The organism is Petrotoga sp. 9PW.55.5.1 (genome assembly GCF_003265365.1).
Taxonomy (GTDB): Bacteria; Thermotogota; Thermotogae; order Petrotogales; family Petrotogaceae; genus Petrotoga.
Window position 1 is genome coordinate 35,344 of record NZ_AUPM01000066.1, and the last position, 25,783, is coordinate 61,126.

At 29.5% G+C, this 25,783-nt stretch carries 23 protein-coding genes and 2 pseudogenes; 12 read left to right on the plus strand and 13 right to left on the minus strand.

Annotated elements, in window-relative coordinates; translation table 11 throughout:
- Positions 1 to 110 precede the first annotated feature (110 nt).
- Together PW5551_RS09645 and purD are read left to right on the plus strand one after the other, a co-directional pair.
- Positions 111 to 1,733, plus strand: a complete 1,623-nt coding sequence (locus PW5551_RS09645) for a sensor domain-containing diguanylate cyclase (protein WP_233488519.1) — start codon at positions 111 to 113, stop codon at positions 1,731 to 1,733.
- A gap of 43 nt (positions 1,734 to 1,776) precedes the next feature.
- A complete protein-coding gene (gene purD, locus PW5551_RS09650) occupies positions 1,777 to 3,021 on the plus strand; it encodes a phosphoribosylamine--glycine ligase (protein WP_113075565.1) in 1,245 nt (414 codons plus the stop codon).
- A gap of 9 nt (positions 3,022 to 3,030) precedes the next feature.
- Here the strand turns inward: purD and PW5551_RS09655 are convergent, their stop codons facing one another.
- Positions 3,031 to 3,381, minus strand: coding sequence for a hypothetical protein (locus PW5551_RS09655; protein ID WP_113075566.1), 351 nt, complete (start codon positions 3,379 to 3,381; stop codon positions 3,031 to 3,033).
- A gap of 186 nt (positions 3,382 to 3,567) precedes the next feature.
- Here PW5551_RS09655 and PW5551_RS09660 point away from each other — a divergent pair, with 186 nt between their 5' ends.
- The 7 genes from PW5551_RS09660 (at position 3,568) to PW5551_RS09690 (ending at position 10,328) form a co-directional block, all read left to right on the plus strand.
- Entirely contained in the window at positions 3,568 to 4,602 is a 1,035-nt protein-coding gene (locus tag PW5551_RS09660) for an L-threonylcarbamoyladenylate synthase (protein ID WP_113075567.1), read from the plus strand.
- Positions 4,603 to 4,608: 6 nt separating this feature from the next.
- Positions 4,609 to 5,385, plus strand: a complete 777-nt coding sequence (locus tag PW5551_RS09665; protein WP_233488520.1) for a type III pantothenate kinase — start codon at positions 4,609 to 4,611, stop codon at positions 5,383 to 5,385.
- A gap of 14 nt (positions 5,386 to 5,399) precedes the next feature.
- Positions 5,400 to 6,746: a radical SAM protein gene (locus PW5551_RS09670; protein WP_113075568.1), complete on the plus strand. Its 1,347-nt coding sequence runs from the start codon at positions 5,400 to 5,402 to the stop codon at positions 6,744 to 6,746.
- Positions 6,747 to 6,871: 125 nt separating this feature from the next.
- Positions 6,872 to 7,132, plus strand: a complete 261-nt coding sequence (locus PW5551_RS09675; RefSeq protein WP_113075569.1) for a type II toxin-antitoxin system Phd/YefM family antitoxin — start codon at positions 6,872 to 6,874, stop codon at positions 7,130 to 7,132.
- A gap of 51 nt (positions 7,133 to 7,183) precedes the next feature.
- The gene (locus PW5551_RS09680) at positions 7,184 to 8,185 is read left to right on the plus strand and encodes an ABC transporter ATP-binding protein (protein WP_113075570.1); all 1,002 of its coding nucleotides are present in this window, start codon (positions 7,184 to 7,186) and stop codon (positions 8,183 to 8,185) included.
- Positions 8,186 to 8,281: 96 nt separating this feature from the next.
- Entirely contained in the window at positions 8,282 to 9,067 is a 786-nt protein-coding gene (cas6, locus tag PW5551_RS09685; protein ID WP_113075571.1) for a CRISPR-associated endoribonuclease Cas6, read from the plus strand.
- A 40-nt stretch (positions 9,068 to 9,107) separates the two neighbouring features.
- On the plus strand, positions 9,108 to 10,328 hold the full coding sequence (locus PW5551_RS09690) for a 6-phosphofructokinase (protein ID WP_113075572.1): 1,221 nt from the start codon (positions 9,108 to 9,110) through the stop codon (positions 10,326 to 10,328).
- A 66-nt stretch (positions 10,329 to 10,394) separates the two neighbouring features.
- On the opposite strand, the gene PW5551_RS09695 is transcribed toward PW5551_RS09690, so the two are convergent.
- The 5 genes from PW5551_RS09695 to PW5551_RS09715 form a co-directional block, all read right to left on the minus strand.
- On the minus strand, positions 10,395 to 13,601 hold the full coding sequence (locus PW5551_RS09695) for a S41 family peptidase (RefSeq protein ID WP_113075573.1): 3,207 nt from the start codon (positions 13,599 to 13,601) through the stop codon (positions 10,395 to 10,397).
- Between the two features lie 48 nt (positions 13,602 to 13,649).
- The gene (locus tag PW5551_RS09700) at positions 13,650 to 15,014 is read right to left on the minus strand and encodes a D-alanyl-D-alanine carboxypeptidase/D-alanyl-D-alanine-endopeptidase (protein WP_113075574.1); all 1,365 of its coding nucleotides are present in this window, start codon (positions 15,012 to 15,014) and stop codon (positions 13,650 to 13,652) included.
- The gene (locus PW5551_RS09705) at positions 15,011 to 15,616 is read right to left on the minus strand and encodes a TetR/AcrR family transcriptional regulator (RefSeq protein WP_113075575.1); all 606 of its coding nucleotides are present in this window, start codon (positions 15,614 to 15,616) and stop codon (positions 15,011 to 15,013) included. Before PW5551_RS09705 ends, PW5551_RS09700 begins: the two co-directional genes overlap by 4 nt.
- A gap of 792 nt (positions 15,617 to 16,408) precedes the next feature.
- Positions 16,409 to 17,536 carry an alanine--glyoxylate aminotransferase family protein gene (locus PW5551_RS09710; RefSeq protein WP_370445947.1) on the minus strand — a complete coding sequence of 376 codons (1,128 nt, stop codon included), beginning with the start codon at positions 17,534 to 17,536 and terminating at the stop codon, positions 16,409 to 16,411.
- A 74-nt stretch (positions 17,537 to 17,610) separates the two neighbouring features.
- Positions 17,611 to 18,294 carry an SOS response-associated peptidase gene (locus PW5551_RS09715; RefSeq protein WP_113075577.1) on the minus strand — a complete coding sequence of 228 codons (684 nt, stop codon included), beginning with the start codon at positions 18,292 to 18,294 and terminating at the stop codon, positions 17,611 to 17,613.
- Between the two features lie 206 nt (positions 18,295 to 18,500).
- Here PW5551_RS09715 and PW5551_RS09720 point away from each other — a divergent pair, with 206 nt between their 5' ends.
- Together PW5551_RS09720 and arsB are read left to right on the plus strand one after the other, a co-directional pair.
- Positions 18,501 to 18,899, plus strand: coding sequence for a metalloregulator ArsR/SmtB family transcription factor (locus PW5551_RS09720; RefSeq protein WP_113075578.1), 399 nt, complete (start codon positions 18,501 to 18,503; stop codon positions 18,897 to 18,899).
- 37 nt (positions 18,900 to 18,936) lie between these two features.
- A pseudogene (gene arsB / locus PW5551_RS09725) lies at positions 18,937 to 19,961 on the plus strand (ACR3 family arsenite efflux transporter).
- A 169-nt stretch (positions 19,962 to 20,130) separates the two neighbouring features.
- On the opposite strand, the gene PW5551_RS09730 reads toward arsB, so the two are convergent.
- From PW5551_RS09730 to PW5551_RS09760, 7 genes are all read right to left on the minus strand, one after another.
- Positions 20,131 to 20,403, minus strand: a complete 273-nt coding sequence (locus PW5551_RS09730) for a type II toxin-antitoxin system HicA family toxin (RefSeq protein ID WP_233488522.1) — start codon at positions 20,401 to 20,403, stop codon at positions 20,131 to 20,133.
- Positions 20,372 to 20,599: a 2-oxoisovalerate dehydrogenase gene (locus PW5551_RS09735; protein WP_370445948.1), complete on the minus strand. Its 228-nt coding sequence runs from the start codon at positions 20,597 to 20,599 to the stop codon at positions 20,372 to 20,374. Before PW5551_RS09735 ends, PW5551_RS09730 begins: the two co-directional genes overlap by 32 nt.
- Positions 20,600 to 20,747: 148 nt before the next feature.
- Positions 20,748 to 21,401, minus strand: coding sequence for a hypothetical protein (locus tag PW5551_RS09740; protein ID WP_113075580.1), 654 nt, complete (start codon positions 21,399 to 21,401; stop codon positions 20,748 to 20,750).
- Positions 21,398 to 22,057: a hypothetical protein gene (locus tag PW5551_RS09745; RefSeq protein ID WP_113075581.1), complete on the minus strand. Its 660-nt coding sequence runs from the start codon at positions 22,055 to 22,057 to the stop codon at positions 21,398 to 21,400. Before PW5551_RS09745 ends, PW5551_RS09740 begins: the two co-directional genes overlap by 4 nt.
- Entirely contained in the window at positions 22,054 to 23,055 is a 1,002-nt protein-coding gene (locus PW5551_RS09750) for an ABC transporter ATP-binding protein (RefSeq protein ID WP_113075582.1), read from the minus strand. The genes PW5551_RS09745 and PW5551_RS09750 overlap by 4 nt, the downstream gene beginning before the upstream one ends.
- Before the next feature lie 268 nt (positions 23,056 to 23,323).
- Positions 23,324 to 24,256, minus strand: coding sequence for an ABC transporter ATP-binding protein (locus PW5551_RS09755; RefSeq protein WP_113075583.1), 933 nt, complete (start codon positions 24,254 to 24,256; stop codon positions 23,324 to 23,326).
- A gap of 15 nt (positions 24,257 to 24,271) precedes the next feature.
- Positions 24,272 to 24,937: a hypothetical protein gene (locus PW5551_RS09760; protein ID WP_113075584.1), complete on the minus strand. Its 666-nt coding sequence runs from the start codon at positions 24,935 to 24,937 to the stop codon at positions 24,272 to 24,274.
- 464 nt (positions 24,938 to 25,401) lie between these two features.
- Between PW5551_RS09760 and PW5551_RS09765 the strand changes: the two are divergent.
- Positions 25,402 to 25,783: pseudogene (locus PW5551_RS09765) on the plus strand (hypothetical protein); the annotation flags it as partial.

A 25,783-nucleotide genomic window follows, 5' to 3' on the forward strand; every position in this document is an offset into this window, starting at 1 on the left:
AATTATAATATTTAATCATCTTGAAAAACATCGCCTTTTATGTTATCATTATGTTATATTATAATTCAAATATATGAGGCGATGTTAATGTGAATATAAAATATAAATCATTGTTGCTATTTTTAATTACGTTTTTTTCTTTTTGGCATTTAAATTTAGATTTTTCTAACATCGTTTTTTTAGATACTTTAATGGTTATACTTCTAACAGCTATTTCTGATAACATAAGAGTTTATTTAAACAAAAAAAATAGATTAGTATCCAATACTGTTGGGTTTATTTATGCTTTTATTTTAGGTCCTGAATATCTTTTAATATCTTCTATAATTATATTATTCAGTAGAACCAAGCATCCTGAAATTGGTAGAAAGATATATAGGACATTAATCTTTTCTGCTAGTTATTCTTTAGCGGCAGTGTTTTCATATGGTTATAATCCACTATTGTCTATCTTCTTATTTTTAACCTTTTCAAAAATTATTAACAGTATCTTTGTAGAAGGGTTTAAAGAATTTGAATTAAAAATATTTCTTTATGAGTATTTTTACTTTTTAAGCCTTCTGCCGTTAACTTATTTATATACACTGACGATAGATTTTGGATTTAAATATACGATTATTTCTTTAAATGTATTGATCCTAATACTTTTTTATCTTATGATAAAACTTGAGACAGATAAAAGCGATGAGAAGTTAAGAAATATAAGAATTGGAAAGTTAAATAGAGTTATTGGAACTCTAAGTAATATTATAAGAGACCTTTCATTGAAAGTACCTGGTGAAAAGGTACTAGATCATATCGCAGAAATCTTTAATACAAGTTTGGGTTATGAATATGTTCTAATTAGTCTCTTTGATTACAGAAAAAATGAAGTAATTAGAGTTACTCAAAGAGGGATCGATCAAGAAAAGTATGAGATGATTAAAAATACATTTACTCCTATATCTGAAGTTATGAAATTCATCGAAGAAAAATATCAGTATGGAGATACATTCTTCATCCCAAATGCTGATAAAATAAATGAAGCTTACACTTTCCAGCCTAGAGATGTAGTGAACGTTGATTATTTGAGTGAAAATCAAAACTTATGGGATCCCAATGATTTACTTTTACTTATCTTAAGAGATGAAAGAGAAAATATGGTAGGTTATATTTCTTTGGATTCTCCAGAAAGTGGATTAAGACCATCTAAAGAAGAGTTGGATATCTTAACAGTATTTGCAAGGTTGGTTTCACTTGCTTTGGAACATTCTCAGAAATTTTTGGAAATTAAAGATCAATCTGAAAGGGACATTTTAACAGGTTTATACAATCATTCTAAATTATTTTCTGATTTAATGAGTTATGAACACAACAAAGACAAGATTTTCCTCGTATTTATAGATTTGGACGACTTTAAAAATATTAACGATAGATATGGACATAAATATGGAGATGAAATTTTAAAGAGGTTTTCTCAAATCTTATTGCAAAGTCTGAGAGGGAATGACAAGGTTTATAGATATGGAGGAGATGAATTTGTTATTATCTTGGAGAATATAACAAAAGAAAATGTCGTTAAAGTAATCAACTGGATTTACGATGATCTAGAAAAAAATAATTTGGGAATAACATTTAGTGCAGGAGTATCTTTTACAGATGAAAGTCCGGAAAACTACAAGCATATTGTAGAAATTGCAGATGAAAAAATGTATCAATCAAAAAAAAGTGGGAAAGGACAGATTATTGAGTAAAGTTTAATTTATAAGATTGATTACCCGGGGAGGTAAGACTTGCATGAAGTTTTTAGTTGTTGGTAAAGGAGCTAGAGAACACGCAATTGCCTGGAAGTTAGCCCAAAATAATAAAATTGACAAAATTTTTGTAATTCCTGGAAATGATGGTATAACCAAAGAGGAAAAATGTGAAACTTTAGATATACGAAGTATCGATGAAATACTTAAATTTGCTAAAAAAGAAGACATAAATTTAACGTTTGTAGGTTCAGAGGAATATCTTGCACAAGGTATTGTGGATAAGTTTAATGAAACAAATCTTAAAATAATTGGTCCAAATAAGTATTCGACTCAATTAGAAAGTAGTAAAGTGTTTGCTAAGAATTTTATGAAAAAATATAATGTGCAAACAGCTGATTATCAATCTTTTGAAGAACTTAATTTAGCAATTGAATACATTAATAAAACTGAACACCCTTTGGTAATAAAAGCTGATGGATTAGCAGCTGGTAAAGGTGTTTATATAAGTGAAAGTGTGGAAGAGTCAGAAGAAGCTATAAAAGAACTTATGAAGAGTAAACAATTCAAAGAAGCAGGGAAAAGAATTGTTATAGAAAAGTATTTAGAAGGATTTGAAGCATCTCTATTTTTTCTTTTAGATGGAAAAAATTATCAGTTTCTAACTGTTTCAAAAGATCATAAAAAGTTATTAGAAGGAGACTCTGGTCCAAACACCGGAGGAATGGGTGCGATTACTCCTCATCCTGAAGTTGATGAGAATTTATTAAAATCAATTGAAAAGAAGATAATTAAACCAACGATTACTGGATTAAAAAAAGAAAATTTGTTTTATAAAGGTATACTATATATTGGTTTAATGATAGAAGAAAATGAACCATATGTTTTGGAATACAACGTTAGGTTGGGTGATCCGGAAACTCAATCTATTCTTTATTTACTGAAAAGTGATTTCTTTCAAATATTAAAGGATATATATGAAGGAGAATTAAATCAAACCAAAATAGAATTTTATAATGGATATTCTGTATGTTTAGTTCTTAGCAGCGAGGGTTATCCTTACTCTTATACTACAGGGGAGAAAATTTTAATTGGAGAAAGTTGTACATCCAAAATTTTCTATGCGGGTGTAGAGAAAGAAAAAGAAAACAATTATTTAGTAACTAATGGTGGAAGAGTTCTTTCGTTAGTTAGCAGAGCAAAAACCATAGATGAGGCAAGAAACAAGGTATATAAAGATGCGGGAAAAGTATTTTTCAGTTCAAAATATTATCGAAAAGATATATAAAAAGATATTTCAACCACTTTTATTTATCCTGTGGCGAGCTATAGATTCTTCAACTTTTAAATATCCGTTTTTCATTGCCTTTTTACTTGACTGAACCGTTAACTGGTTTTCTTTTAGGCTTTCGATTTTATTGGTTATTATTTGGGATCTTTCTTTGTCTTTCTTTAGAATTTTGTCTGCCATATTTTTTACAGAAGGATTATCTTTAAATTGTTCTAGTTTTTTTAATATTTCATATCTTTTTTCTAGGGATTTTGAGAAAATATCAAAATCCCCTTTTTTTAATGATTCATCTAAAGACTCTTCGATTTTTAAAATCTGTTTTAAATATTCTTCTATTTCTAAGTTTGTATCAGACATATATAATTCTCCTTTTTTTGTTGAGATTATAACATATTTTCGAAAAATGTTAATATTTCGATTTAATAGAAATTAAGGATGATTAGAGATAATTATCTCTAATTATTTCTTTTTTTCTTTAGTTTCTTGTATAATATATAAGGTATAAGAGATTCAAATTGTTTTGTTAGAAAGGGAGAATCTATTATGGAAACTATTGTTGTTGAAATTGATCCATTGAATATTGAAGAAAGTAAAATTAAAGAGGCAGCCAATGCCATTAAAGAAGATAAAACTGTAGTATTTCCAACAGAAACAGTATATGGTTTAGGGGCAAACGGATTATCTGAAAACGCAGTAAAAAAAATCTTTGATGCAAAAGGTAGACCATATGATAATCCTTTGATATTACATGTAGCTGATGTTAGATCTTTTTTAGAATACACCTATATTTCTTATACTCTTTTAGAAAAAGTAGAAAGATTGTTACCAGGACCCGTTACTTTTGTTTTGAAAAAAAAGGAGATCGTTCCTAATATTGTTACTGCTGGAAAGGATACAGTTGCTGTTAGGATGCCTGCTCATCCAGTTGCCTTAAAATTAATTAAATTTGCCGGTGTTCCAATTGCAGCTCCTAGTGCTAATATCTCTGGTAAACCAAGTCCTACATTGTCAGAACATGTTTTGAAAGATATGTACGGAAAAGTTGATTATATTATCATTGGTGGTTTGGTTCAATTTGGAATAGAATCAACTGTTATTGATTTAACGCAGGGAAAAGTTCCAATAATTTTAAGACCTGGTCCTATACCTCCTGAAAAGTTAAAAGAGATCTTTGGAGATATTTTTATACCTGAATTTGCTTATGGGCGTACTGAAGCGGATTATGTCAAATCGCCTGGAATGAAATATAGACATTACGCTCCAAATACCCCGCTTATATTAGTAGAACAAAGTCACTTTGATTTAATGATTAACAAAGTTTTAGAAGAATCAAAAAATTATCACAATCCCATAATTTTGTGTTTAAAAGAGCATGCTAACTATTTTAAAAAATATGGAGTAAATTTTGATATAATTGGAAGTGAGGAAAATTATTATGAATTTGCTGTTAAACTCTTTGAAATGTTAAGAAAATACGATGAAAAGGTTGATGCTATGATAGTAGAAGGTATAGAGGATCGGGGTATTGGAATAGCTGTGATGAACAGATTAAGAAAAGCTGCTTGTAAGATTTTATAAAAGGGGATGGTAGATATAGAGCTGCTTTTTGATGTTGGAAATTCAAACACCATGATTGGATTATATAAAGATGGTGATTATATAACTTGGAGATTAGGGCCAAGTAGTTTTGAAACTGAAGATTCATTATTTGTACAAATATTAACCTTGTTAAATCGTTTTAATATAAGTATAGAAGAAATTAATTCATGTGGCGTATCATCTGTTGTTCCCAACGTTAATTTTATTTTGGAACAAATGATAAAAAAGTATTTCAATATGAAACCAGTTTTTGTTTCAACAATACATAAAATTGATAACATCGCTTATTTGGTAGATTATCCTAAAGAAATCGGGGCTGATAGGTTATGTAATGTTATAGGAAGTAAAGTTGAGTATGGTGACGACGTTATATCAATTGATTTTGGAACTGCTATAACTATTGATGTTTTAGAAAACGGAAACTTTGTTGGCGGAGCCATAGTTCCAGGTTTTAAAACAGCAATTGGAGCATTATTTTCTAAAACAGCTCAACTACCAAAAGTAGAATTTTATATACCTGATTATCATCTCGGTAAAAATACGATTGATAATATACAGATTGGAGTAATAAAAACGATATTTTACGGTATCGAAAGGTTAGTAGAAGAGATAAAGAAGGAAAGAAAAAAAGATTTTATCATTGTAACGACTGGTGGAGATATGGGGTTCTTTTCAAAAGAAATTTCTTTATTTTCAAACTACGATCCTTATCTTACTCTAAAAGGCATTCATTATTACATGAAAGAGGTAAATAATTACTAATTGGAGGTTTAGCTTTGAACTTTTTAGTAGTTAACCCTTGGATATATGATTTTGCAGCTTATGATTTTTGGCTTAAACCTTTAGGATTGTTGTATATTAGTGAGATACTAAAGCATTTTGGACATGAAGTGACATTTATAGATTTATTGAATAGATATGATAAGGATTTAAAGGATTTTATTCTTCCAAAAGATAGAAAATTTGGTACAGGAAAGTTCTACAATGAAGAAGTGGAAAAACCAGATATTTTAAAAAATATACCTAGAAAATTTAAAAGGTACGGTACCCCGCCTGAATTATTTGAAAAAAAATTAGAAAAAATAAAAAATAAAAAAAATATTGATAGTATATTTGTGGGAATTACTCTAACTTATTGGTACTATGGTGGTTTGGAAACGGTTAGGATTCTTCGAAGATACTTCCCTTCAACTCCAATTATATTAGGAGGAATTTATTCTACTTTATATGAAGAACACGCTCAAAAAACCTTTTCAAATCTCGGGGTAACAATTTGCCCTGGTGCTGGTTTAAACCCTGTTTTAAAATCTTTTAATACTTTAGGGTTAGATACAAGTAAATTGAGTGAATTTAATTGGTTTGATGAATTAGAGTTATCATATGATTTTTATGAGTCTTATCTTTCTTATATTGTTTTAATATCTTCCATTGGTTGTCCTTTTCATTGTACTTATTGCGTTACTCCTAAAATGTGGAAATTTCAGTACAGGGATATAGATAAAATAATTAATAATATAGAAAATCTTCTAATAAAAAGACCATATTTAAAAGATATAGTTTTTTTCGATGATGCCTTTCTATTAAGAAAAGACATTTCAGAGTTTTTAGAAGCATTATCCTACTTTCGGGTAAGATATCACCTTCCAAATGGTATACATACAAGAAGAGTAAATGAAGAAGTTGCGTTTCTTTTAAAAAAAGCAAATTTTAAAACCATTAAACTTGGGTATGAAAGCTATGATTTTAACGTTCAAAAAGAAACAGGTTTTAAAGTAACAAATAAAGATCTAATACTTGCTGTTAACAATTTAAAAAAAGTAGGATTCAATATGGAAGATGTATCTGCTTATATATTAACAAACTTGCCAAATCAAAAAATCGAAGATATAAAACAAGCTATTGACTTTTGTTATTCACTTGGTATTAGCGTAAATTTAAACGAATTCACACCAATTCCAGGGACACCAGATTATAATAAATTAGTTAATCATGGATACTTAGATTTATACACCGATCCTCTTTTGCTTAACAATACTATCCTTCCTTTCTGGTCGAATTTTGGTCTTTCTAACGACAAATTAGATAAATTAAAAAAATATAAAAAATTAAAATATTCCAATTAAACGTAATTATTGTTAATTATAATCAATTATGAATGATTATGAGTGATTATAACCTAAAATCTCTAATTTTCTTTATTTGACAATTTAGCATAATATGACTATAATTATAGTCAAGGGGTATCAAAATGGATTTGAAGGATTATTCATTTTATAGTTTGGCTGATGCAAAAGCAAGATTTTCTCAAGTTGTTGATGAAATAGAAGAGGAAAATAAAAATATTATTATTACAAAAAATGGAGTCCCTAAAGCTGTAATGATGAACTATGAGAAGTTTATAAAATTGATAGATTTTATAGATGAAATTAGGGATCTTTCACTTTTTGAAATAGAAGATGTTGAGGAGTATAAGCGTATTAAAAAATTTTTTGATTACTTTGAAGATTGATAGAAGATTGTAATTCTTTTAAAATTCAAAATTAAATGGAGGTGTGTTTTAATGGCTCAAGTTTTATTAGAAAAGGTGAATAAGGTTTATCCCAATGGGTTTCATGCGGTAAAAGATGTAGAATTCAACATAGAAGATAAAGAATTCTTAGTTTTATTAGGTCCATCTGGATGTGGAAAGACTACAACCCTGAGGATGATTGCCGGATTAGAAGATATTACGGAAGGTACAATAAAGATTGACACGAAAGTTGTTAATGATGTTGAACCAAAAGACAGAGATATTGCTATGGTTTTTCAGAACTATGCTTTGTATCCTCATATGACAGTTTATGATAATATGGCTTTTGGGTTGAAATTGAGAAAAACTCCAAAAGACGAAATAGAAAAAAAGGTTAGAGATGCATCCAAGATTCTTGGTATAGAACATTTGTTAGACAGGAAACCAAAACAATTATCAGGTGGACAAAGACAGAGAGTTGCATTGGGAAGAGCAATAGTTAGAGATCCAAAAGTCTTCTTGTTTGACGAACCTCTTTCTAACTTAGATGCTAAATTAAGGGTTCAAATGAGGGCTGAGCTTAAAAAGTTGCAAAAAAGATTGGAAGCAACAGTAGCATACGTTACACATGACCAGGTAGAAGCTATGACTATGGCAGATAAGATAGTTATTATGAACGAAGGATATATTCAACAAGTAGGAGGACCTTTTGAAGTTTATAATAATCCTGCTAATATCTTTGTTGCTGGTTTCATTGGAACGCCACCTATGAATTTCTTAAATGTAAAAGTGATACGAGATAATGGTATTGAGGATATTTATGATAAGAATCTTTTTGAAGATGCTAAGGAAACAAATACTCTAGAAAGTGTAGTAGACGTTGTCGAACCATTAGGGAGTGAAACTTTGCTTCATCTTACAGTAGGAAACCAGTCTATCACCGCTAAAGTTAGTCCGCAAACTACCGCAGAAGCCGGTAAAAATTTTAAAGTAGCTTTAGATATGAAAATGTGTCACGCTTTTGATAAGGAAACTGAAAAAGCTATATTTTAGTCTTAAAAAAAGAATCCCATTGTGGTAATTAGCCACAATGGGTTTTCTCTAACATAAAACATAAAAGATATTATATTGTTCACTGGGGGGATTTTGTTGGTTATTAAGATGGTATTTGGTTCAGTTGAGAGAGAAAGGATTGAACTACCTGTTCATTATAACAGACCTCTTCAAGGACTTTTTTATAATTTAATGTCTGATACAATGCCAAGCTATCATGATTTAGGAACAAGATCCGAAGATAAAAGATTAAAATTGTTTACTTTTTCAAGAATATATCCATATAATTCTTTTAAAGTAGAGAATAAGAAAATGATATTTAAAGGTTTGTTTAGCATTTATTTTGCTTCACCAATTGAAGAGCTTGCTAATGCTGTTCTAAAAGCAATTAAAGATCAAAACACAGTAAGAATAGAAAAAAATTATTTTACTTTAGTGAAGTATGAAGTTATTGAAAATGAAATAGAAGAGGAAATATTAGTTAAAACATTATCTCCTATTACAGCTTATTCAACAATAATATTACCTAATGGAAGCAGATATACTCATTATTTTTCCCCTTATTCTACTGATTTTAAAAAATTGATCGAAGAAAATTTGAAAAGAAAAGCCTCTGCTCTAAATATTGATACTGAAGGTAAAATGTTTCATATAGAACCGTACGGAGTTACTGAGAAAAATGAAAAATTACTTTTTTATAAAGATATTATAATAAAAGGTTGGACTGGATATTTTGTGTTAAAGGGTGAACCTGAATTGATATTTCTAGCTCTTAATTCTGGTTTAGGTGCAAAAAATGCTCAGGGATTTGGAATGGTTTTATCAGTAGAAAAAAATTATGTAATAGGAAGTAAAGTATTACAATTTTCTGAGAAAGGTTAAAATATATAGTATAGCCTAACAATAATTCTCGGGGGTGTAAGTGTGTCTAAAAAAAAATGTAATATATGCACAATCAGGTGGAGTAACAAGTGTAATAAATGCTTCTGCATATGGACTTATACATACTGCATTAGAAGATAAGAATATTGGAAATGTTTATGTTGGTATAAACGGAATAACTGGTGTTTTGGATGGAAAACTTTTTGATCTTACCAAAGAGTCTCCTGAACGAATTAATAACTTAAAAAATACTCCGGGTAGTGCATTCGGAACATGTAGACACAGATTAAAAGAAGGTGATGAACAAGGATTTAAATTATTGTTTGAAACCTTTGAAAAATATGGAATTGGTTATTTTTTCTATAACGGCGGAAACGATTCTATGGATACTGCTTATAAAGTAGATAACTATGCCAAAAGTATTGGTTACGATTTAAACGTTATAGGAATTCCTAAGACAATCGATAATGATTTATATGGAACCGATCATTCACCGGGTTATGGATCAGCTGCAAAATACTTAGCGGTTTCTATGTTAGAAGCGAGCATCGACACAAGAAGTATGAGCAGAGATTCAACTAAAGTATTCATAATGGAAACAATGGGGAGACATGCTGGTTGGTTGGCAGCAGCAACTTCCTTAGCCAAATTGAATGGTGATTATGGTCCACATATCATACTCCTTCCGGAAAGAGTTTTTGAGGAAGATAATTTTGTTCAGAAGGTGGAAAATGAAGTTAAGAAAAATGGATACTGTACAATCGCCGTTTCTGAAGGCATTAAATATAAAAGCGGGGCTTTTGTTTCAGATATGGGATACACCGATAGTTTTGGAAATAGACAGTTAGGAGATGTTGGTAGAGTTGTTGCAAATATTGTGTTAACTAGACTTGGTTTGAAAGTTCACGTGTGTATTCCAGATTATCTCCAAAGAAGTGGCGGTCATATTGTTAGTAAAACAGATAAAGAAGAAGCTATAAAAGTTGGAGAGAAAGCTTTTGAATATGCAAAAAATGGATTAAGCGGATATATGGTTACAATTAACAGAGTAAGTAATGATCCTTACAAAGTAGAATATGGAAAAGTTCCACTATTTGAAGTAGCTAACAACACAAAATATTTACCTGAAGAATTCATAGATGATGAAGGTTATAATATGAGCAATAATTTTATTGATTACGCAAAACCTTTAATTACAGGAGAAAGTTATCCTGAGTATAATAACGGTATTCCAAATTACGTAACATTTCCTATTGAATAACAATACGTGATTATCTTTATTAAAAAGTCGGGCAATAATGCCCGACTATCTTATTTCTTAAGGTTGTTACATTTTTATCTCTTTTGGGTCTATTGGTGGATTTTCTTCTAATTCCTTTAGAACAATTTCTATAGCTTTATCTAGTTGTGGATCTTTCCCTTCTTTGTAATCTTTTGGAGTTATATCAATTTCAATATCTGGATCCGTTCCATAATTTTCAACATTCCAACCAACATCTTTAAACCAAAAAGCCATCTCTGGTTGAGTTGTGATGGTATTGTCTACTAAGGGATTTCTAGGCCATATTCCTACAACGCCTCCCCAGGTTCTTTTTCCTATTAATTTTCCGAGTTTCAGCAATTTAAAAGAGTGGCTGAATATATCTCCATCTGAACCAGCAAATTCATTGGTAATAGCTACCATGGGTCCTTTAACAGAATCATTTTGGTAAGTTTCTTCGACCATATATGGTGAAAAATCGAATCCTATAAACTTTCTATTCAATTTTTCTAAAATTAATGATGAGACAAATCCTCCACTATTTACTCTAACATCAATTATTAAGGCATCATGTTGAACTTCACTTAGAAAATTCCTATGAAATTCAGCAAATCCTTCAAATCCCATATCTGGAATATGAACGTAACCAACCTTGTTACTTGTTTTATCATGAACATATTTTTTATTAGTTTCAACCCATTCTCTGTACCTTACGGGTGTTTCATCTTTTAATGTTTTGATTATAGATGTTTTCTTTTTTTCAAGGTTATCTCCATCAGTTACGATAATTTCGACGTTTTGATTATAATAATTAATTAACAACTCATTTGGTGTTTTTTCATTAAGGCTTTGACCGTTTATAGAAAGGATATAATCTCCTTCTTTAATATTTGCACCAGGTTCTAACAATGGAGGTTTATTTGATTCGTCCCATATATCTCCCTTAACTATGTGAGATATTTTATATAAATTTTTTACTTCGTCGAATATGAGATCTGCTCCTAAATAACCAATTTTGTAAACAGGTTTAGGTTTGTAATCTCCGCCAAATTCATATGCATGAGAAGATTTTAATTCTCCCTGCATTTCCCAAATGAGATCTGAAAACTCATTTCTAGAAGCAATTCTTTCTACTAATGGGTAATATCTTTTTAAGATCTCATCCCAATTAATTTCTTTTAGTTTTTCTTTATTCCAAAAATAGAATTTTTGTAATCTCCATGCTTCGCATATCATTTGCTTCCATTCAGCTAAAGGATCAACCTCTAATTTTATTCTACTTAAATCTATCCAACCCGATTTTCTGGAATATTTTTTTGTTTCGTCTTTTTCATCTTCGGATGGAGGATTTGCAGTTGATAGTACCCTTAACTGTTCATCAATTCTAATTATAATTTTTTGAGTATCTTGGGTAATAATAAAGTCAGTTACACCATCCATGAAAGTCTTTTCTTCTTTATCTTTTAGATCATAATATTTCAGAGTATAATGAGCGGGTTTTGAAGATAACATATCTTCTTCATCGTCTAACTCTCCTTTGATGGGAGCTATCGTGTAAAAAACTTTATCTTTTGTAGCTTGTATGTCTATATATCTTTCTTCAGAAACGGGGAAAGGAATAATTCTTTGAGATATATTATCAAAATCGATTTCTATTTTTAAGTCTTCTTCTTTTTCATGTTCGCCAGATTGTTCATCAGATTTTTCTTCTTCCCCTTTCTCTCTAAAACGTTCATCAAAAGGAGAAAAGACGTCTTTTCTTAAGGTTATTAAATAAGGTTTCATTCCTTTTGTAAAACTTATATTGAACTGTAGATTATCTGATACAGGGTTGAATATTCTATAAGATAAAAAGTAAAGATAATCACCGTTAGGATCAAAAATAGGGTTGATATCCATAAGAATTGGATCAGTTACTTGTTGACTTTTATCTTTATTTATATCGTAAATAAAAATAGCGGTTTGTTTTTTATTTATATTTTTTGAATAAGCTATCCAGTTACCATCTGGAGAGAAAGAAAATCCAATTATTGGTCCCATAGAATTTTTGTCGATTTCTATCTTTGATTTGTTTTTTAAATCTATCAATATAAGCTCATTTCTTTGGTTGGTTAATAAAATGGATTCTTCTTTAGGTGAAGGAATTATTTCAACAACTCGGCCTAAATCATTTTCATCTATTTTGGAAAGAAGATTATTTTTTAGGTCATAGATTTCTAAATGTTCTTTGTTTTCTTCATCGCTAACGGTTACGATTTTTTCTTCTTTTATATTCAAATAGGTTGAAAGTCTGTATCTAATACCGTGTTTTTTGCCAATTTGTTTTACAGCTCCAAACCAGTTTTCAAAATAAAAACTTTTTCCTCTGTGAGTAGTTAAAAGCTTTTCACCGTTTTTATTTGAAGAAAAGGTTTCAAAATAATGTTCAGCATCTACGAATTTTCTATTTCTTTGTGGCAGGGTGCTATAATACTGAATCTCAATTTTTTTTGTTTCATCTTTTGATACATCTAATAAATAAATATCTGCTCCGGCATGATAAGAAATATAATTCCCGTCAGTTTTAGCGTTGCGAACATAAAATTCTGTATGATTAGTATGCTTTTTGAGATCTTTCCCATCTATCGTACAAGAATATATATTAGCAACATCTTCATGGTCTGATATAAAGTATATTCTGTCTTGTATCCACATTGGATTTGCTAAATTTGATTTGATATCAATCAATTTTTTAAATTCATAGTTGCCCTCTTTATCAATCAACAATTCTCCAGCCGTTCCACCTCTGTAATTCTTCCAACGAGCTGGTTCGCTAGTTTTTCTTCCCAGCACCACTCCTTTTTCTTTCCCAAAGTCTATCTCTGTCGATATTCCATAATCAAGTTGCTTAATTTTTCTCTTATCTTTTATATCTACTTCCCATATTGCAGTTATTCTAGAAAAAGGTTGTTTGTAATTTGAGGAAAAAATTATATTCTCATCTTTCCATCCTAAGACTTTGCTATTAGTTCCAAAAAAGGTTAATCTCTTTGGAACACCTCCAGTCGAAGGTATTAAATAAACATCAGGAACTCCCTCATCTCTCCCTGTAAATGCTATCCACTTCCCGTCTTTAGAAAAAGAAAGATCTGAAATTTCTCCGGCGTTGGTTGTTAGTCTTCTTGCGATTCCTCCTTGAGTTGAAACTATCCAAATGTCATCTTCAGCAACAAAAGCAATACTATCTTTAAAAACTGTAGGATAACGATAATACCCATTGAAACATTCACTCATTTAAAGCTCCCCCTTTATATTTTGATGATTAATTACACTGGTTCTAAATTAAAGATTTTCATATAAGAATTGTATTAAATCATTTTCAAAATCTTTTGCCTTATAGACATTAAATGGGAAGTTATTTTCCATCAAAGTGAATAAGTAATAATTCCCATCAGTGCTTTTGAATATTCCACTAATTGCGGAATCATAATATAAAGATCCTGTTTTACCCCATATGCCGAAATTAAATCTGTTTTTTAATGTGCTTTCTTCGTCAGGAGATGCTAAAAGATCTAAAAACTCTGTTCCATATTTAGAGTATAAATAATAAAGAATATCATTTATCAACTTTGGAGAGAACATGTTATACATTGATAAACCACAACCATCTTTTAAAACATAGCTTTCTGGTTTGTAACCAAGTGTTTCCTCTATTACCTGTTTAAAATATTTTTCAGAATCTTCGATAGTTCCTTTTCCGTAAATCGCACCTAAGTTTCTAAAAAGCTGCTCTGCTATTTGATTATCACTTTTTTTTAACATTTGTTGGATTATTTCCATGAGTGGAGGAGAATAGTGGGTGTAAAGGAGATTAGCGTTTGGTGGAACTACATCATAGATAATATCTCCATAGAAATCGACTCCTATTTCCGAGAGTATTAAAGTAGTCAAAAAACTTATGTAATCTTTTATTTCATTGTTTGTTTTATATTTAAACGATTCATGACTTTGTTGCCAAATATTTAATGAGGCAATCTGTGGTTGTGGATCATCCCACATCCAACCTCTCCCAAAACCTTCTTCTTTTAAATAAGAATAATCAAAAATGATATCTCCATAAATTTTTTCAATCCCCCTATCTACAGTCGCTCGTTTCAAAATTTCTTTGTATTGATCATTTTTTAAAACAGGATCTCCGAACCCTTTTATATAAAGATTTCCTCGAAAATTTGTATTTATTTCACCAGTTTTGTATATCTTTGTTTCAAATTTATAATTGTCTCCTAAGCTTTCTAATGAAACCATAGCGGTAATCAATTTGGTTAAAGATGCAGGTATGAATAATTTTTCTGAATTATATTCAAATAGAACGGTATTACTATTAAGATTTCTCAACTCAAATCCGACAAATCCATTAAACTCATTTAATTTAGAAAGAATTTCTATAGAAATTGTTGAATCTAGTGTGGGTTCTTGAGGAATATCTTCAGTATAGGAGGGTTTATAAGATTCAATTGGTTCTCTGATTATATCAGTCGTAGGAGGTATAGTTTGGATTTTTTCTAACGCTTCTTCATCTCTTATTAAGGGAGTTCTAGAAGATATTGGGGCTGATAAAACATTTGTACAAAATAGTAATATAAAAAAGAATAAAAAAACTTTTGAAAAGTTCTTTTTATTAGAAATATTATGCTTGATATATATCACTCCTTTTGTAAATTAGAATTATAAGATAATGCCGATTGAATAAGTTTTGTGTAATTATTCAAAACTTCCTTAAAATCATGATCTTTTAACATCAATCCCATACCTTTTGTTATCGAAGTTAAAAATTCAAGTATATATTCAGCTTGAACATCTTTTCTGATCTCTCCCAAAGATTGAAACTCTTTTATTTTTTCGACGATCACTTTCCCGAATCTCTGGTAATAATAATAGTTTATTATTCCTGAAATTCGTCTATTTTGGAAAATATCTTCTATAGGGTACTCTTTCAAAAGTTCTTTTACGTCAAAGTTTAAATGTGAAATGAAATCTAAGACCTCTCTAAAAGATTTAAAATCATCAACATACTTTTTAAAAGGGACATAAAACTCATCTAAAATACTTTGAATCACTACTATAATAAAATCATCTTTTTTCCCAAATTTTTTGTAAACAGTAGATTTACTTAGATTAGCATCAGAAATTACCTTTTCATAATTAAAATTAGTTAAACCCTTATTTAGAAGTTCCGCTTTTGACAAATCCAAAAGTTTTGTAATTTTAAACTGGGTGTTTCTAGTTACTTTGTGCCTTTGTTTAACCATTTTATTTCTCTCCATTTTTCATAATGATTATGCTTTATATAATCATTATGTAGTTGTATTATCGATCATACACAATTATATATTATTTACTTAATATAGCTTTTTATATACTTGACTATTTTATTAAACATCATATAATACATATACATTATATAATACATATACATTATATAATTCCTATTTTTCTTATAACCGATTATTTTTTTATTCATGATTTATAAAAAAACGCTTCTTTATAGCAGGCCCTATAATGAATTTTACTGGAATGGAATGAAATAATTTATATCTAAAATAATAACTCTCATCTCAGGGGCTATAAAAAAGAGGTTGTCTAAAAAGCCGATTTATACTATATTTAAAGGGATATTTTTTAAACTATTTATCTTTATTCTTGATATATGTCGGAAAACCTAAGTTTTCCGACAATATTTTCTCATCTTTCATCTTTTTCGATAGTATTTATATATATTTTTTCTTAGAAAAATTTTCTTCGATTTTTTAATAATTTAACCATATTAAAATTTCTAAATTTTCTATCTTAGTACGATTCATTGAGTACAGAAAGTATAATTAGAAATTTTTCAAAGAACCAACCAAAAATATCGATTTTTTATAATGCATATTAATTTGTCTTATTATATAATTATTATATAAAAATATAAAATTTATAAACTATATTATATAAAATATGTATGCAAAGAAAATATCATTATAAACATAGCAAGATACAATATAAATAAAAATATACAATGCATAATTCACATTTCTTTTTTCGAATATAATTACCGAAAATTAAGAATCTAAATTTTCAATAAAATACTTATGCAACTTTACCTTTAATTCAAAGCCGAGATCTCTAAGAACTTTATCTAGCGCTTTTAAAGTTAGGTAGAGTTTATCTTCATAACAATTTTCTCCCATATGACCTATTCTAAACACTTGATTTTTTAAAAAATCAAACGCTCCACCGATCATTATGTTATGTTCGCTAAGCATCTTATTATAAATATCTTTAAAAGAAGTCCCTTTAGGTAAAACTACGGTAGTTACTGTATTTGAAAAACCATCTTTTGGATACAATTCAAGCCCACCTGATAATAAACTTTTTCTTACTGCATTAGCTATCTTTTTATGACGTTCTACACGATCATTATCTTTGAGTAATCTTTCAACTGCAACACTAAAACCAAATATATCACTTATAGGAGGCGTATATGGGAACCATTTATCTTCGTACCAACTCTTCCAATTGGCAAGGTTCACATAGAATCCGGTAATTGGAGTTTTTCTATCTAAAATTATTTTCCAAGCCTTTTGACTAATACTTAAAAAAGTAATACCAGGAGGTGCAGACAAACATTTTTGTGAACCTCCCAAAAGAATATCTATATCCCATTTATCTGTCTCGATTTCTTCTCCCCCTATAGAAGAAACAGCATCTACTATCGAAAGAATACCGTATTTTTTTAATAAGGAGTTTATTTGTTCAATAGGATTAGTAATTCCTGAAGGAGTTTCACAATGTACAAAAGTTGCTAATTTAAAATCGTGATTTTTCTCTAAGAAATCTTCCAAAGTTTTCACATCAATTGCTTTTCTATAGTCAGAAGTAAAATATTCTACCTCTCCACCATACATCTTTAAAAAATCACCAAAACCCTTCCCAAAAATTCCGTTTTCTATACAAAGCACTTTATCACCTGATTCAACCAACGAAGCACATGCTGCTTCTAGTCCTAATATTCCTTCTCCAGAAAGTATTAAAACCTCGTTTTCCGTATTCAACAGTTGCTGCAGCTTTTCACATGTTTCTTTATAATATTCATAGAAGTTAAGATCCAAATCTGGATTTGTTATCTTTTGAGATAGAGCATCTCTCACCTCTTCACTTACATAAGTTGGCCCCGGCGTCATAATCATTGGAACAGTTGGAAACTTCAAATGCATCACTCCCAAATAAATATTAAGATATTACTATACTAAATATTTTATTATTAAAATAAAGTATTTTTTACTTCTGGAATTAGATTACTCTTCGAATTATTTTTTGGCGAATTTACTTTATTGCTAACCTGGTATAACTCTATCTCATCATCATCTTTTGCTCTAAGCAATCGTTTCAGATTATCAAAAGAATTCTTAGTATCTATCCATTTTTCTACTTCTTCTTTTTCTAGCATTACAGGCATCCTATCATGAATTTGAGAAATTTTTTCATTCGCATCTGTTGTAATTATAGTACACGTATACAGCTCATTATTGTTATCAATTTGCCAGGTATCGTATAATCCAGCAAAACAAAATAATCTTCCATCTTTTAATTTTATAAAATATGGAATTTTGCTATGCCCTTCTATTCTCCATTCATAAAAACCATTAGCCACTATTCCACATCTCTTTGAATTAACTAAATGTTTGAAACTTTTCTTGTCAGTTAAAGTTTCAGCCCTAGCATTTATCATCTTATAACCTATGTTTGTATCCTTTGACCAAGAAGGGACAAGGCCCCAACGGAACTTATCTAAAACAACCTTTTCTTCTTTTTCAAATACAACCAAAACTTCGTTTGAAGGTGCAATGTTGTAACTTGGCATGTATTCATCTATCAAAACAAGTTCAATACCAAAAGTCTGTATTATTTCTTCGAATGGTGAATAGGTAACAAATCTTCCACACACTAATTTCACAACCTTTAAACTAATATATTTCTTAATTATTCAAATTATATCATACAAAATCAAGAGTATTAGTAGGAATAGACAATACCGTTTTTTGGTTTTTAATAATATATTTTTAAATATTTTACATTAAAAAATATAAATTATGATATTATTATATGAGTATAATCGTATATAGTAATATAAAGGGGGTGAATATTCAATTAATGGAGGAACTTTTTAAGTCTCTTGGAGATGAAAATAGACTAAGAATTTTAAATTTATTGATGGAGCAGAAACTTTGTGTTTGTGAATTGGAAGTACTTCTTGAAATGACTCAATCTAATGTTTCTAGGCATTTAAGTAAGCTTAAAACCAATGGGGTTATTTCTTCTTCAAAAGATGCTCAATGGGTGTATTATAAGATAAACCCTGAATTTAAAAAAGAGAACGGTTTACTTTATGAGTATTTAAAAGAAAAATTTCAAGAAAATACTTTATATATTTCAGATATTGAGAGATACAAAAAGTACAAAAAACATAATATGAATTGTCGCTTGATTAAGAATGATAAAAAGAATGTACTAAAAATTCTGGCTCAGGAGGTACAAAATGGCGAAGAATAAAATTAACACAAATGAAGAATTGAAAATAGCTAATGAAATGGGGATCTTTGAACGTTATCTAACAGTTTGGGTTATACTCTGTATTATTGTAGGAATTATGATTGGAAATTGGATTCCTATTATACCTGAAACTCTTAGTAAATTTGAATATGCAAATGTTTCTATTCCCGTAGCGATATTAATATGGTTAATGATTTATCCTATGATGCTCAAAATTGATTTTTCAAGTATTGTAAACGCTACAAAAAAGCCTAAAGGAATGACAGTAACTACTATTACTAATTGGTTAATTAAACCTTTTACAATGTATTTGATCGCAACTTTTTTCTTCAAAATAGCTTTTAATGGTTTGATTTCTCCAAATTTAGCGGAAGAATATTTAGCAGGGGCAGTACTTTTAGGTGCGGCACCGTGCACAGCAATGGTTTTTGTTTGGAGCCATCTTACAAAAGGAGATCCAGCTTATACTTTAGTTCAAGTAGCAATTAACGATTTAATATTATTATTTGCTTATACTCCGATAGTTGCCTTATTATTAGGAATAAGTAATATAACCGTACCTTATGATACTTTGTTTTTATCTGTAGTATTATTTGTTGTTATTCCACTACTTTTGGGATATTTATCAAGGAAATATATAATTAAAAATAAGGGTAAAGAATATTTTGAAAATGTGTTCTTAAAAAAATTTGACAATACTACAATAATAGGACTACTACTCACATTGATTATCATATTTTCCTTTCAAGGTGAAACTATTTTAAATAATCCGATTCATATCGTACTTATTGCAATACCTTTGATTATACAAACATTTTTAATATTTTTTGTTGCTTACTTATGGGCAAAAGTGTGGAAGATAAAACACAGCATCGCAGCACCTGCAGCATGATCGGAGCAAGTAATTTTTTTGAGTTGGCGGTTGCTGTTGCTATTTCAATTTTCGGATTACAATCGGGAGCAACACTCGCTACTGTCGTGGGTGTATTAGTAGAAGTTCCAGTAATGCTGACTCTTGTAAAAATTGCTAATAAAACCAGATATTTGTTTCAAAAAAGTTGACTATAGTCTTATAAAAGAGGTATCAGATCGGTTCTATTCCCGTATAATGAAAGGAATCATCTTAAATTAACCTCTTGAAAGAGCTATACGTAATCACCCTTCATGGAAATTGGAAAAGAATCATAAGGAGTAAATCATGAAGTTGAAAATGGAAGATTATTATTTATAGTTAAGTAAAAAGTTCTTTTATTAATTGCTCTTTTGTAACCTTTAAATAATCAGCTATGTTATTTAAGATATTATTTAAGGTTCCTATCTTAAGAAATTTGTGATCAGGAATGGTTATTTTATGAGAATAACCCATGTAATTAGAGTTTAATCTTAAATGGCTACCCTTTTCTCTTTGAATCTCGTAACCGTACTTTACCAACAGCTTTGCTAATTCTATCCCTGAAATGTTTCTTGGAACTTTAGACATATGGAATAGTTTCTTCTTTGACAATATGAAGTCTTATAATATTTGGGATATCTTCTTCTCTATCAAAGTAGCATTTAATAGCGTTTTTGATGTTTTCTTTAAGTTCTTCCAAAGAATCAGCTTCTGTAAAAATCGATTCTCCCAAAGCTTTTGCATTGTAACCACCTTCAGGATCCTCTTCAACCAAGAATATTATTTCTTTGATTTTCAATATATTCATTCCTTTCTGTATTAACAATTTTCTATCTCATAGATATTTTATCACATACTAACTGAAATTATGGTCGAACGCTTTAACTATTTTTTATTTCTTTATCTATCATACACTTTTCTATATGATGAACAAGTGATTTTTTTATCATGCTTATTCAATTACCCCACAAGTTGATAACGGCTTCTTTATTCACTTCCCCGAAGAACGTTAAAATCAAAAAAATAGTCATACTTAAGATCGATAAAATCCAAAGAATAATATACGCCCATTGAAAGAAAATCATAAGAAAAGAAAAAAGGTAAAAGGGTATCATCACAAAACCTAACAATTTATTTAAGAATATATTTTGAAAAAGAGTTGAAATGCCTCCTTGTCTTTGCAATCCAAGAGAGCCAACAGGTGCAAGTATAGAAAGAATCAAAGACAAACTTAAATTCGTAAATTGGATTTCATAACTAAAAATATTTAGAATTATCCATGATATTATAGTACTGAATACAAGCAGAATAAATCCCACAATTGCTGAAAACATAATGTCCTTAAAAAAGAGTTTTTTTAGTGAATAATGGGTAGCAGCTATAGCTTCAAGCAATCCACTCATCATATCTCTTGCGTTTTCACACATACCAAAAATTAGAGTGATGTAAATTAAAGATACTAAAGGTAAAAATAACTCTAAGTAAGGAAAGTAGAATCCAAGGAAACTTATCAACACTATGATTATAATTGAAAATACTATTAAATTCTTTAGTTCTTTTTTTAAAAAGGTAAAATTTTTCCAAAATACAAAATCTATTTTTATCCTCATAGTCTTGTAAGAGCTACCTTTTCTTTATCTATTTTGTTCATTATTCCAAAGAAGATACTTATCAAAATCACAGAAATAATTAATATAGTTATTACCATCCATCTAAGCGAATAAGATAAAAATAATAAACTAAGACTCAAAAAGAGTACAGAAAATACGAATATTCCTCCATTGATAAGTGTAGCCACTGTTATATTCGGGAAAACCCAATAACAAGTTCCAACTAAACCTTCTATACTAAAAATAAAAGGTATGGTGATTGCAAAAATTATTAAATTAGTTATGTTAGGTATTACAATTTGATTATACATGAACCAGTAAATGATTGTTGAAAGAAAAAGAATTCCCCAACCAAATAAAATAGAAATAAGCGTTAATAAAATGGATTTTGTAAGGAGTATTTTTTTGACTGAAAAATATGTAGCAAGAATACTTTCTATGGATCTATCTGATATTTCCATAAAAAATATTTTGTTGTTTAAATTGAACCCCACAACTAAAGGAATCAACAAGATGATATTTGAAAAACTTTGCTGAAATTTGTCTATTGAGATTAAAGATGAAACCGCAATAAAAAGACCAATTATTATTGAAAAAATAAAAGATCCTTTTGACCTTTTTAGAATGGTCATATCTTTCCACATAACAGCGTTCATCTTTTTACCCCCTTCATTGCTATACTCACAAGATCTTTCCGCCTTTTTGGTTCGGATTTTACCAATTTGAGATAAAGATCTTCTAAGCTCTCCTCTTCTATCTTCATTTCTTGGACTTTTATCCCCATTTTAGACAATAATTCAAATACCTTTTCTGAGTCTTCTCCTTCAATGTAAATTTTGTTATCCTCAACTGTTATTTTCATCTTTTTACCCAATTCTTCTATCCATGGACCTATTTCTCTCACTTTTACAGCAATTCTTTTTCTACTAAAATCGCTTTTTATTTCGTCATACGGACCTTGTGTGATCATTTCACCATGATTAATGATCGCTATATTTGAGCATATCTTTTCAACTTCCTCGAGATCATGGGAAGTTAGAAATATCGTTTTTCCTTCATCTCTTTGAGCAAGGAGCATTTCTCTGATCAATGATCTTGCCTCTGGGTCCAACCCAAGAGTAGGTTCATCAAGAAATATTAACGATGGATCAGAAATTAGAGCTCTTGCAAGAGCTAATCTTCTACACATACCATGGGAATATGTTGCTACTTTTTTATCTCTTACTTCCCACAAACCTGCAAAAGTTAGAAGACTTTTAATTCTTTCTTTTCTTTCAACGATGCTTGCACTTTCGTGATATATCCTGTCAAAAAATTCCATATTTTCATATCCTGTTAGAATGTAAGAAACACCTATACTTTCAAGCATGAACCCTATCTTTTTTCTTTTTTCGTCGTATTTTTTTGATGTAACATCTATTCCAAATACTTTTATAGAACCAGTGGTTGGTTTTAAAATGTTTAAGATCAACCTTACCATAGTTGTTTTACCTGCTCCGTTGGGACCTAACAATCCAAAAGTTTCTCCTTCGTTAATCGAAAGGTTTATATTATTTAAAGCAGGTTCTTCTTTGCTTTTATATCTTTTACTCAAATTTTTTATTTCAACTGCATACATTAAATCCATCTCCCTTCTGATGGCATGTATTTGCATCTATTTTGCTACAAGTTCTTTCTTTTTTCCCAATCTTCATGAGGGGTGATTAAGCAAACTAGGGTAAACATTCGTATGTGTTATGATATAGATAACGTAGTGATCTAAGCACTTAGCCTAATCAACTAGAGCTCTTACAAGCGCCTACTTCAAAACTCATCAGCGTTTAAGTGGTGGGTGGTTAACTTTATAAATATTTTAGTTTTACATTTTTTTAGACCATATTTTCACTCATATCTTAAAGCTTCAACTGGACTCAATATTGACTTTATTTCCCCTCCAAAAAATTCTTATAAGCTTGAGAAAAAGTTGGTAAATATCTATCAAAGTTCTTTACTATCAGCCCTTCAACTACAACTTTTTTGTAAACATTTTTAGCTATATTTTCATCATCAGTCCAAATTTTTATTGTATTCTCTTCAACTATGATCTTTTGTGGCTCTTCAACATTATTCAATATCTCTTCTAATTTTTCTTTTTTCACCTTTTCCATCAACTCGATTACATAACAAGGTTCATTTTGTGCAACCTCTTGCAACCGTTGTGTTGTCCCTTCAAATATGATTTCACCTTTATTTATCATGATTATTCTATCACATAGGTTTTCAACAAGATAAGGATCATGAGTTGCTATTAACATTGATGTTCCTTTCTTTTTTAATTTTCTCATGTATTCTATTGTTTCTTCCTTTGAAGCTATGTCTAATCCATCTGTTGGTTCGTCCATTATCAGTAATTTTGGGGAATGTATAAGAATAGTCAAAAGTTTCGCTTTCTGTTTCATACCTTTTGAAAATGTACCTAATCTTTTTTCAAACACATCTTGTAAATCAAACATTTCTAAGAGCTCTTCTATAGTTGAATTATCTTCAACCTCATGGAGTGTTTTAAATAATTCAATATATTGTTTCAAGGTTAATTGTGGATACACATCAGCACCTTCAGGAAGGTAACCCATCTGTTCATAAATCTTTTCTCTTTCCTTCTTATTTAATGGATTGTATCCAAAAACTTGTATATCTCCATTCTTGGGATAGAGAATTCCCAACAGTACTCTAACAAGAGTTGTCTTACCAGCTCCATTTGGTCCCACCAAACCAACACTTTCGCCCTGATACGTACTTAAAGAGACGTTATTCAACACAAGTTTTTTATTATCATATGTAAAATCAACATTAATTGCATCAATATGTTTATCCACCTTTAATAACCTCCTCTATGCTACGAAATCTTTAATTTCTACGTTTCTTACAGATAAAAAGAAACATAATAGCGAATAAACTAACAAAATTGGAATTAAAAACTTAAGAAATATACCCGTATTGCTTATAATAAACAATAAAACAAACGACAAAATTGGAAGAACAAAAAGAAATATAATTAAAAGTATCTTTCTTAACAGATTCACTTTTGTAAAAATTATACCTAATGTAACTCCCAACGACGCAAAAATTATAGGAATTAACAATACGTATAACCACACAGAAATATTACCGTATTGCGCATACAAAGGTAAGGTTAACAATGTATATACAATCAAGTAGGTATAAGCGGTAACAATTCCAAGAAATACACCATTAATCCATTTAGAAAAGATATATTCAAATGGTTTGATCCCTGATGTTAATACCATTTCACCAACTTTAAATTGTTTATCTGTTAAAAGAAAACCAAAAGGAAACATTGAAGAAAACATCCCTCCCAATAAAAAAGCTATTCCTTGTAACGAAGATGAATAGGACGATTCTGAAACTTGTTTAAAACGATCGGGAAGTCCAAATAAGAAACCATAGCCTAAACCAAACATTAAAAAAAACATTAAAACCAATATCTTCGAGTATAACAAATCTGTTTTCACAATTGACATAACTTTCTTAAACATCAAATCATCCCCTTTACATAATAAAATCAGTGATTTCCACGTTTTTTATTGATAAAAATAACCACAGTATTGAATAAACAGTTAAAATCAGCCTCACCCCTTGCAGCTTTAAATCACTGAAATATACCTTATGAAAACAGCATCATCATATATTACTATAACAAGCACCTTTTTCATTTTTGACCTTCCACTTAATTTAAGATAAACACCCTTTCGCTATTTTTATCATACACTTTTCTATATGATAAACAAGCGATTTTTTTATCAGGTTCAAATATAGGTTGAAATGTATTTTCAGAGATTGGCTCAAAAAACCTTATGTAAACTTTAATTACGATGTTTTTTATCATTTTTTATACTCTGTTTTCGCTTTCCCTTTTTTGATGATAGTTATGATATAATCGATTAAAAAGGTAAAAGTGAATGAATATCGGCTCATTAACATTGGAATCAAAGTAAATATTATGTTATTTTTATATGACAATAATGGAACAAAAATAGATATTCATAAGGAGATAATTCAAATGCTTTTAAAATTAGTTATCAGGTTGTCAACTTACGGGCAGTTTGGAAGGCCATTGATGAATTATCTTGAATCAACTTCTTTAAATAATGAAACAAATGAGTACATAGAAATATTGAAATTATATTGGGATATCAATTATGATGAAGTCATCGAAAGAATAGAAAAAGACATTTCAAAACTACGAAAAGGTAGCTTGTATTATGTACTTTTATCTATTAAACTGTCAGCTTTGCACAGATTAAAAAGAGAGCAGGAAGTTAAAGATACATATGTTGAATTAAGACATAGCTTCGGAGATATTCCACAATATGTTAGAGGAG

Bases quoted from the DNA above. Each gene is read 5' to 3' on its own strand.
- PW5551_RS09695 (WP_113075573.1), bottom strand. From the start codon at position 13,601: ATGAGTGAATGTTTCAATGGGTATTATCGTTATCCTACAGTTTTTAAA.
- PW5551_RS09760 (WP_113075584.1), bottom strand. From the start codon at position 24,937: ATGTTTAAGAAAGTTATGTCAATTGTGAAAACAGATTTGTTATACTCG.
- PW5551_RS09680 (WP_113075570.1), top strand. From the start codon at position 7,184: ATGGCTCAAGTTTTATTAGAAAAGGTGAATAAGGTTTATCCCAATGGG.
- PW5551_RS09675 (WP_113075569.1), top strand. From the start codon at position 6,872: ATGGATTTGAAGGATTATTCATTTTATAGTTTGGCTGATGCAAAAGCA.
- PW5551_RS09660 (WP_113075567.1), top strand. From the start codon at position 3,568: ATGGAAACTATTGTTGTTGAAATTGATCCATTGAATATTGAAGAAAGT.
- PW5551_RS09745 (WP_113075581.1), bottom strand. From the start codon at position 22,057: ATGAACGCTGTTATGTGGAAAGATATGACCATTCTAAAAAGGTCAAAA.
- PW5551_RS09740 (WP_113075580.1), bottom strand. From the start codon at position 21,401: ATGAGGATAAAAATAGATTTTGTATTTTGGAAAAATTTTACCTTTTTA.
- PW5551_RS09655 (WP_113075566.1), bottom strand. From the start codon at position 3,381: ATGTCTGATACAAACTTAGAAATAGAAGAATATTTAAAACAGATTTTA.
- PW5551_RS09750 (WP_113075582.1), bottom strand. From the start codon at position 23,055: ATGCAAATACATGCCATCAGAAGGGAGATGGATTTAATGTATGCAGTT.
- PW5551_RS09720 (WP_113075578.1), top strand. From the start codon at position 18,501: ATGGAGGAACTTTTTAAGTCTCTTGGAGATGAAAATAGACTAAGAATT.
- PW5551_RS09705 (WP_113075575.1), bottom strand. From the start codon at position 15,616: ATGGTTAAACAAAGGCACAAAGTAACTAGAAACACCCAGTTTAAAATT.
- PW5551_RS09710 (WP_370445947.1), bottom strand. From the start codon at position 17,536: ATGATTATGACGCCGGGGCCAACTTATGTAAGTGAAGAGGTGAGAGAT.
- purD (WP_113075565.1), top strand. From the start codon at position 1,777: ATGAAGTTTTTAGTTGTTGGTAAAGGAGCTAGAGAACACGCAATTGCC.
- PW5551_RS09735 (WP_370445948.1), bottom strand. From the start codon at position 20,599: ATGAATATATTGAAAATCAAAGAAATAATATTCTTGGTTGAAGAGGAT.
- PW5551_RS09665 (WP_233488520.1), top strand. From the start codon at position 4,609: ATGGTAGATATAGAGCTGCTTTTTGATGTTGGAAATTCAAACACCATG.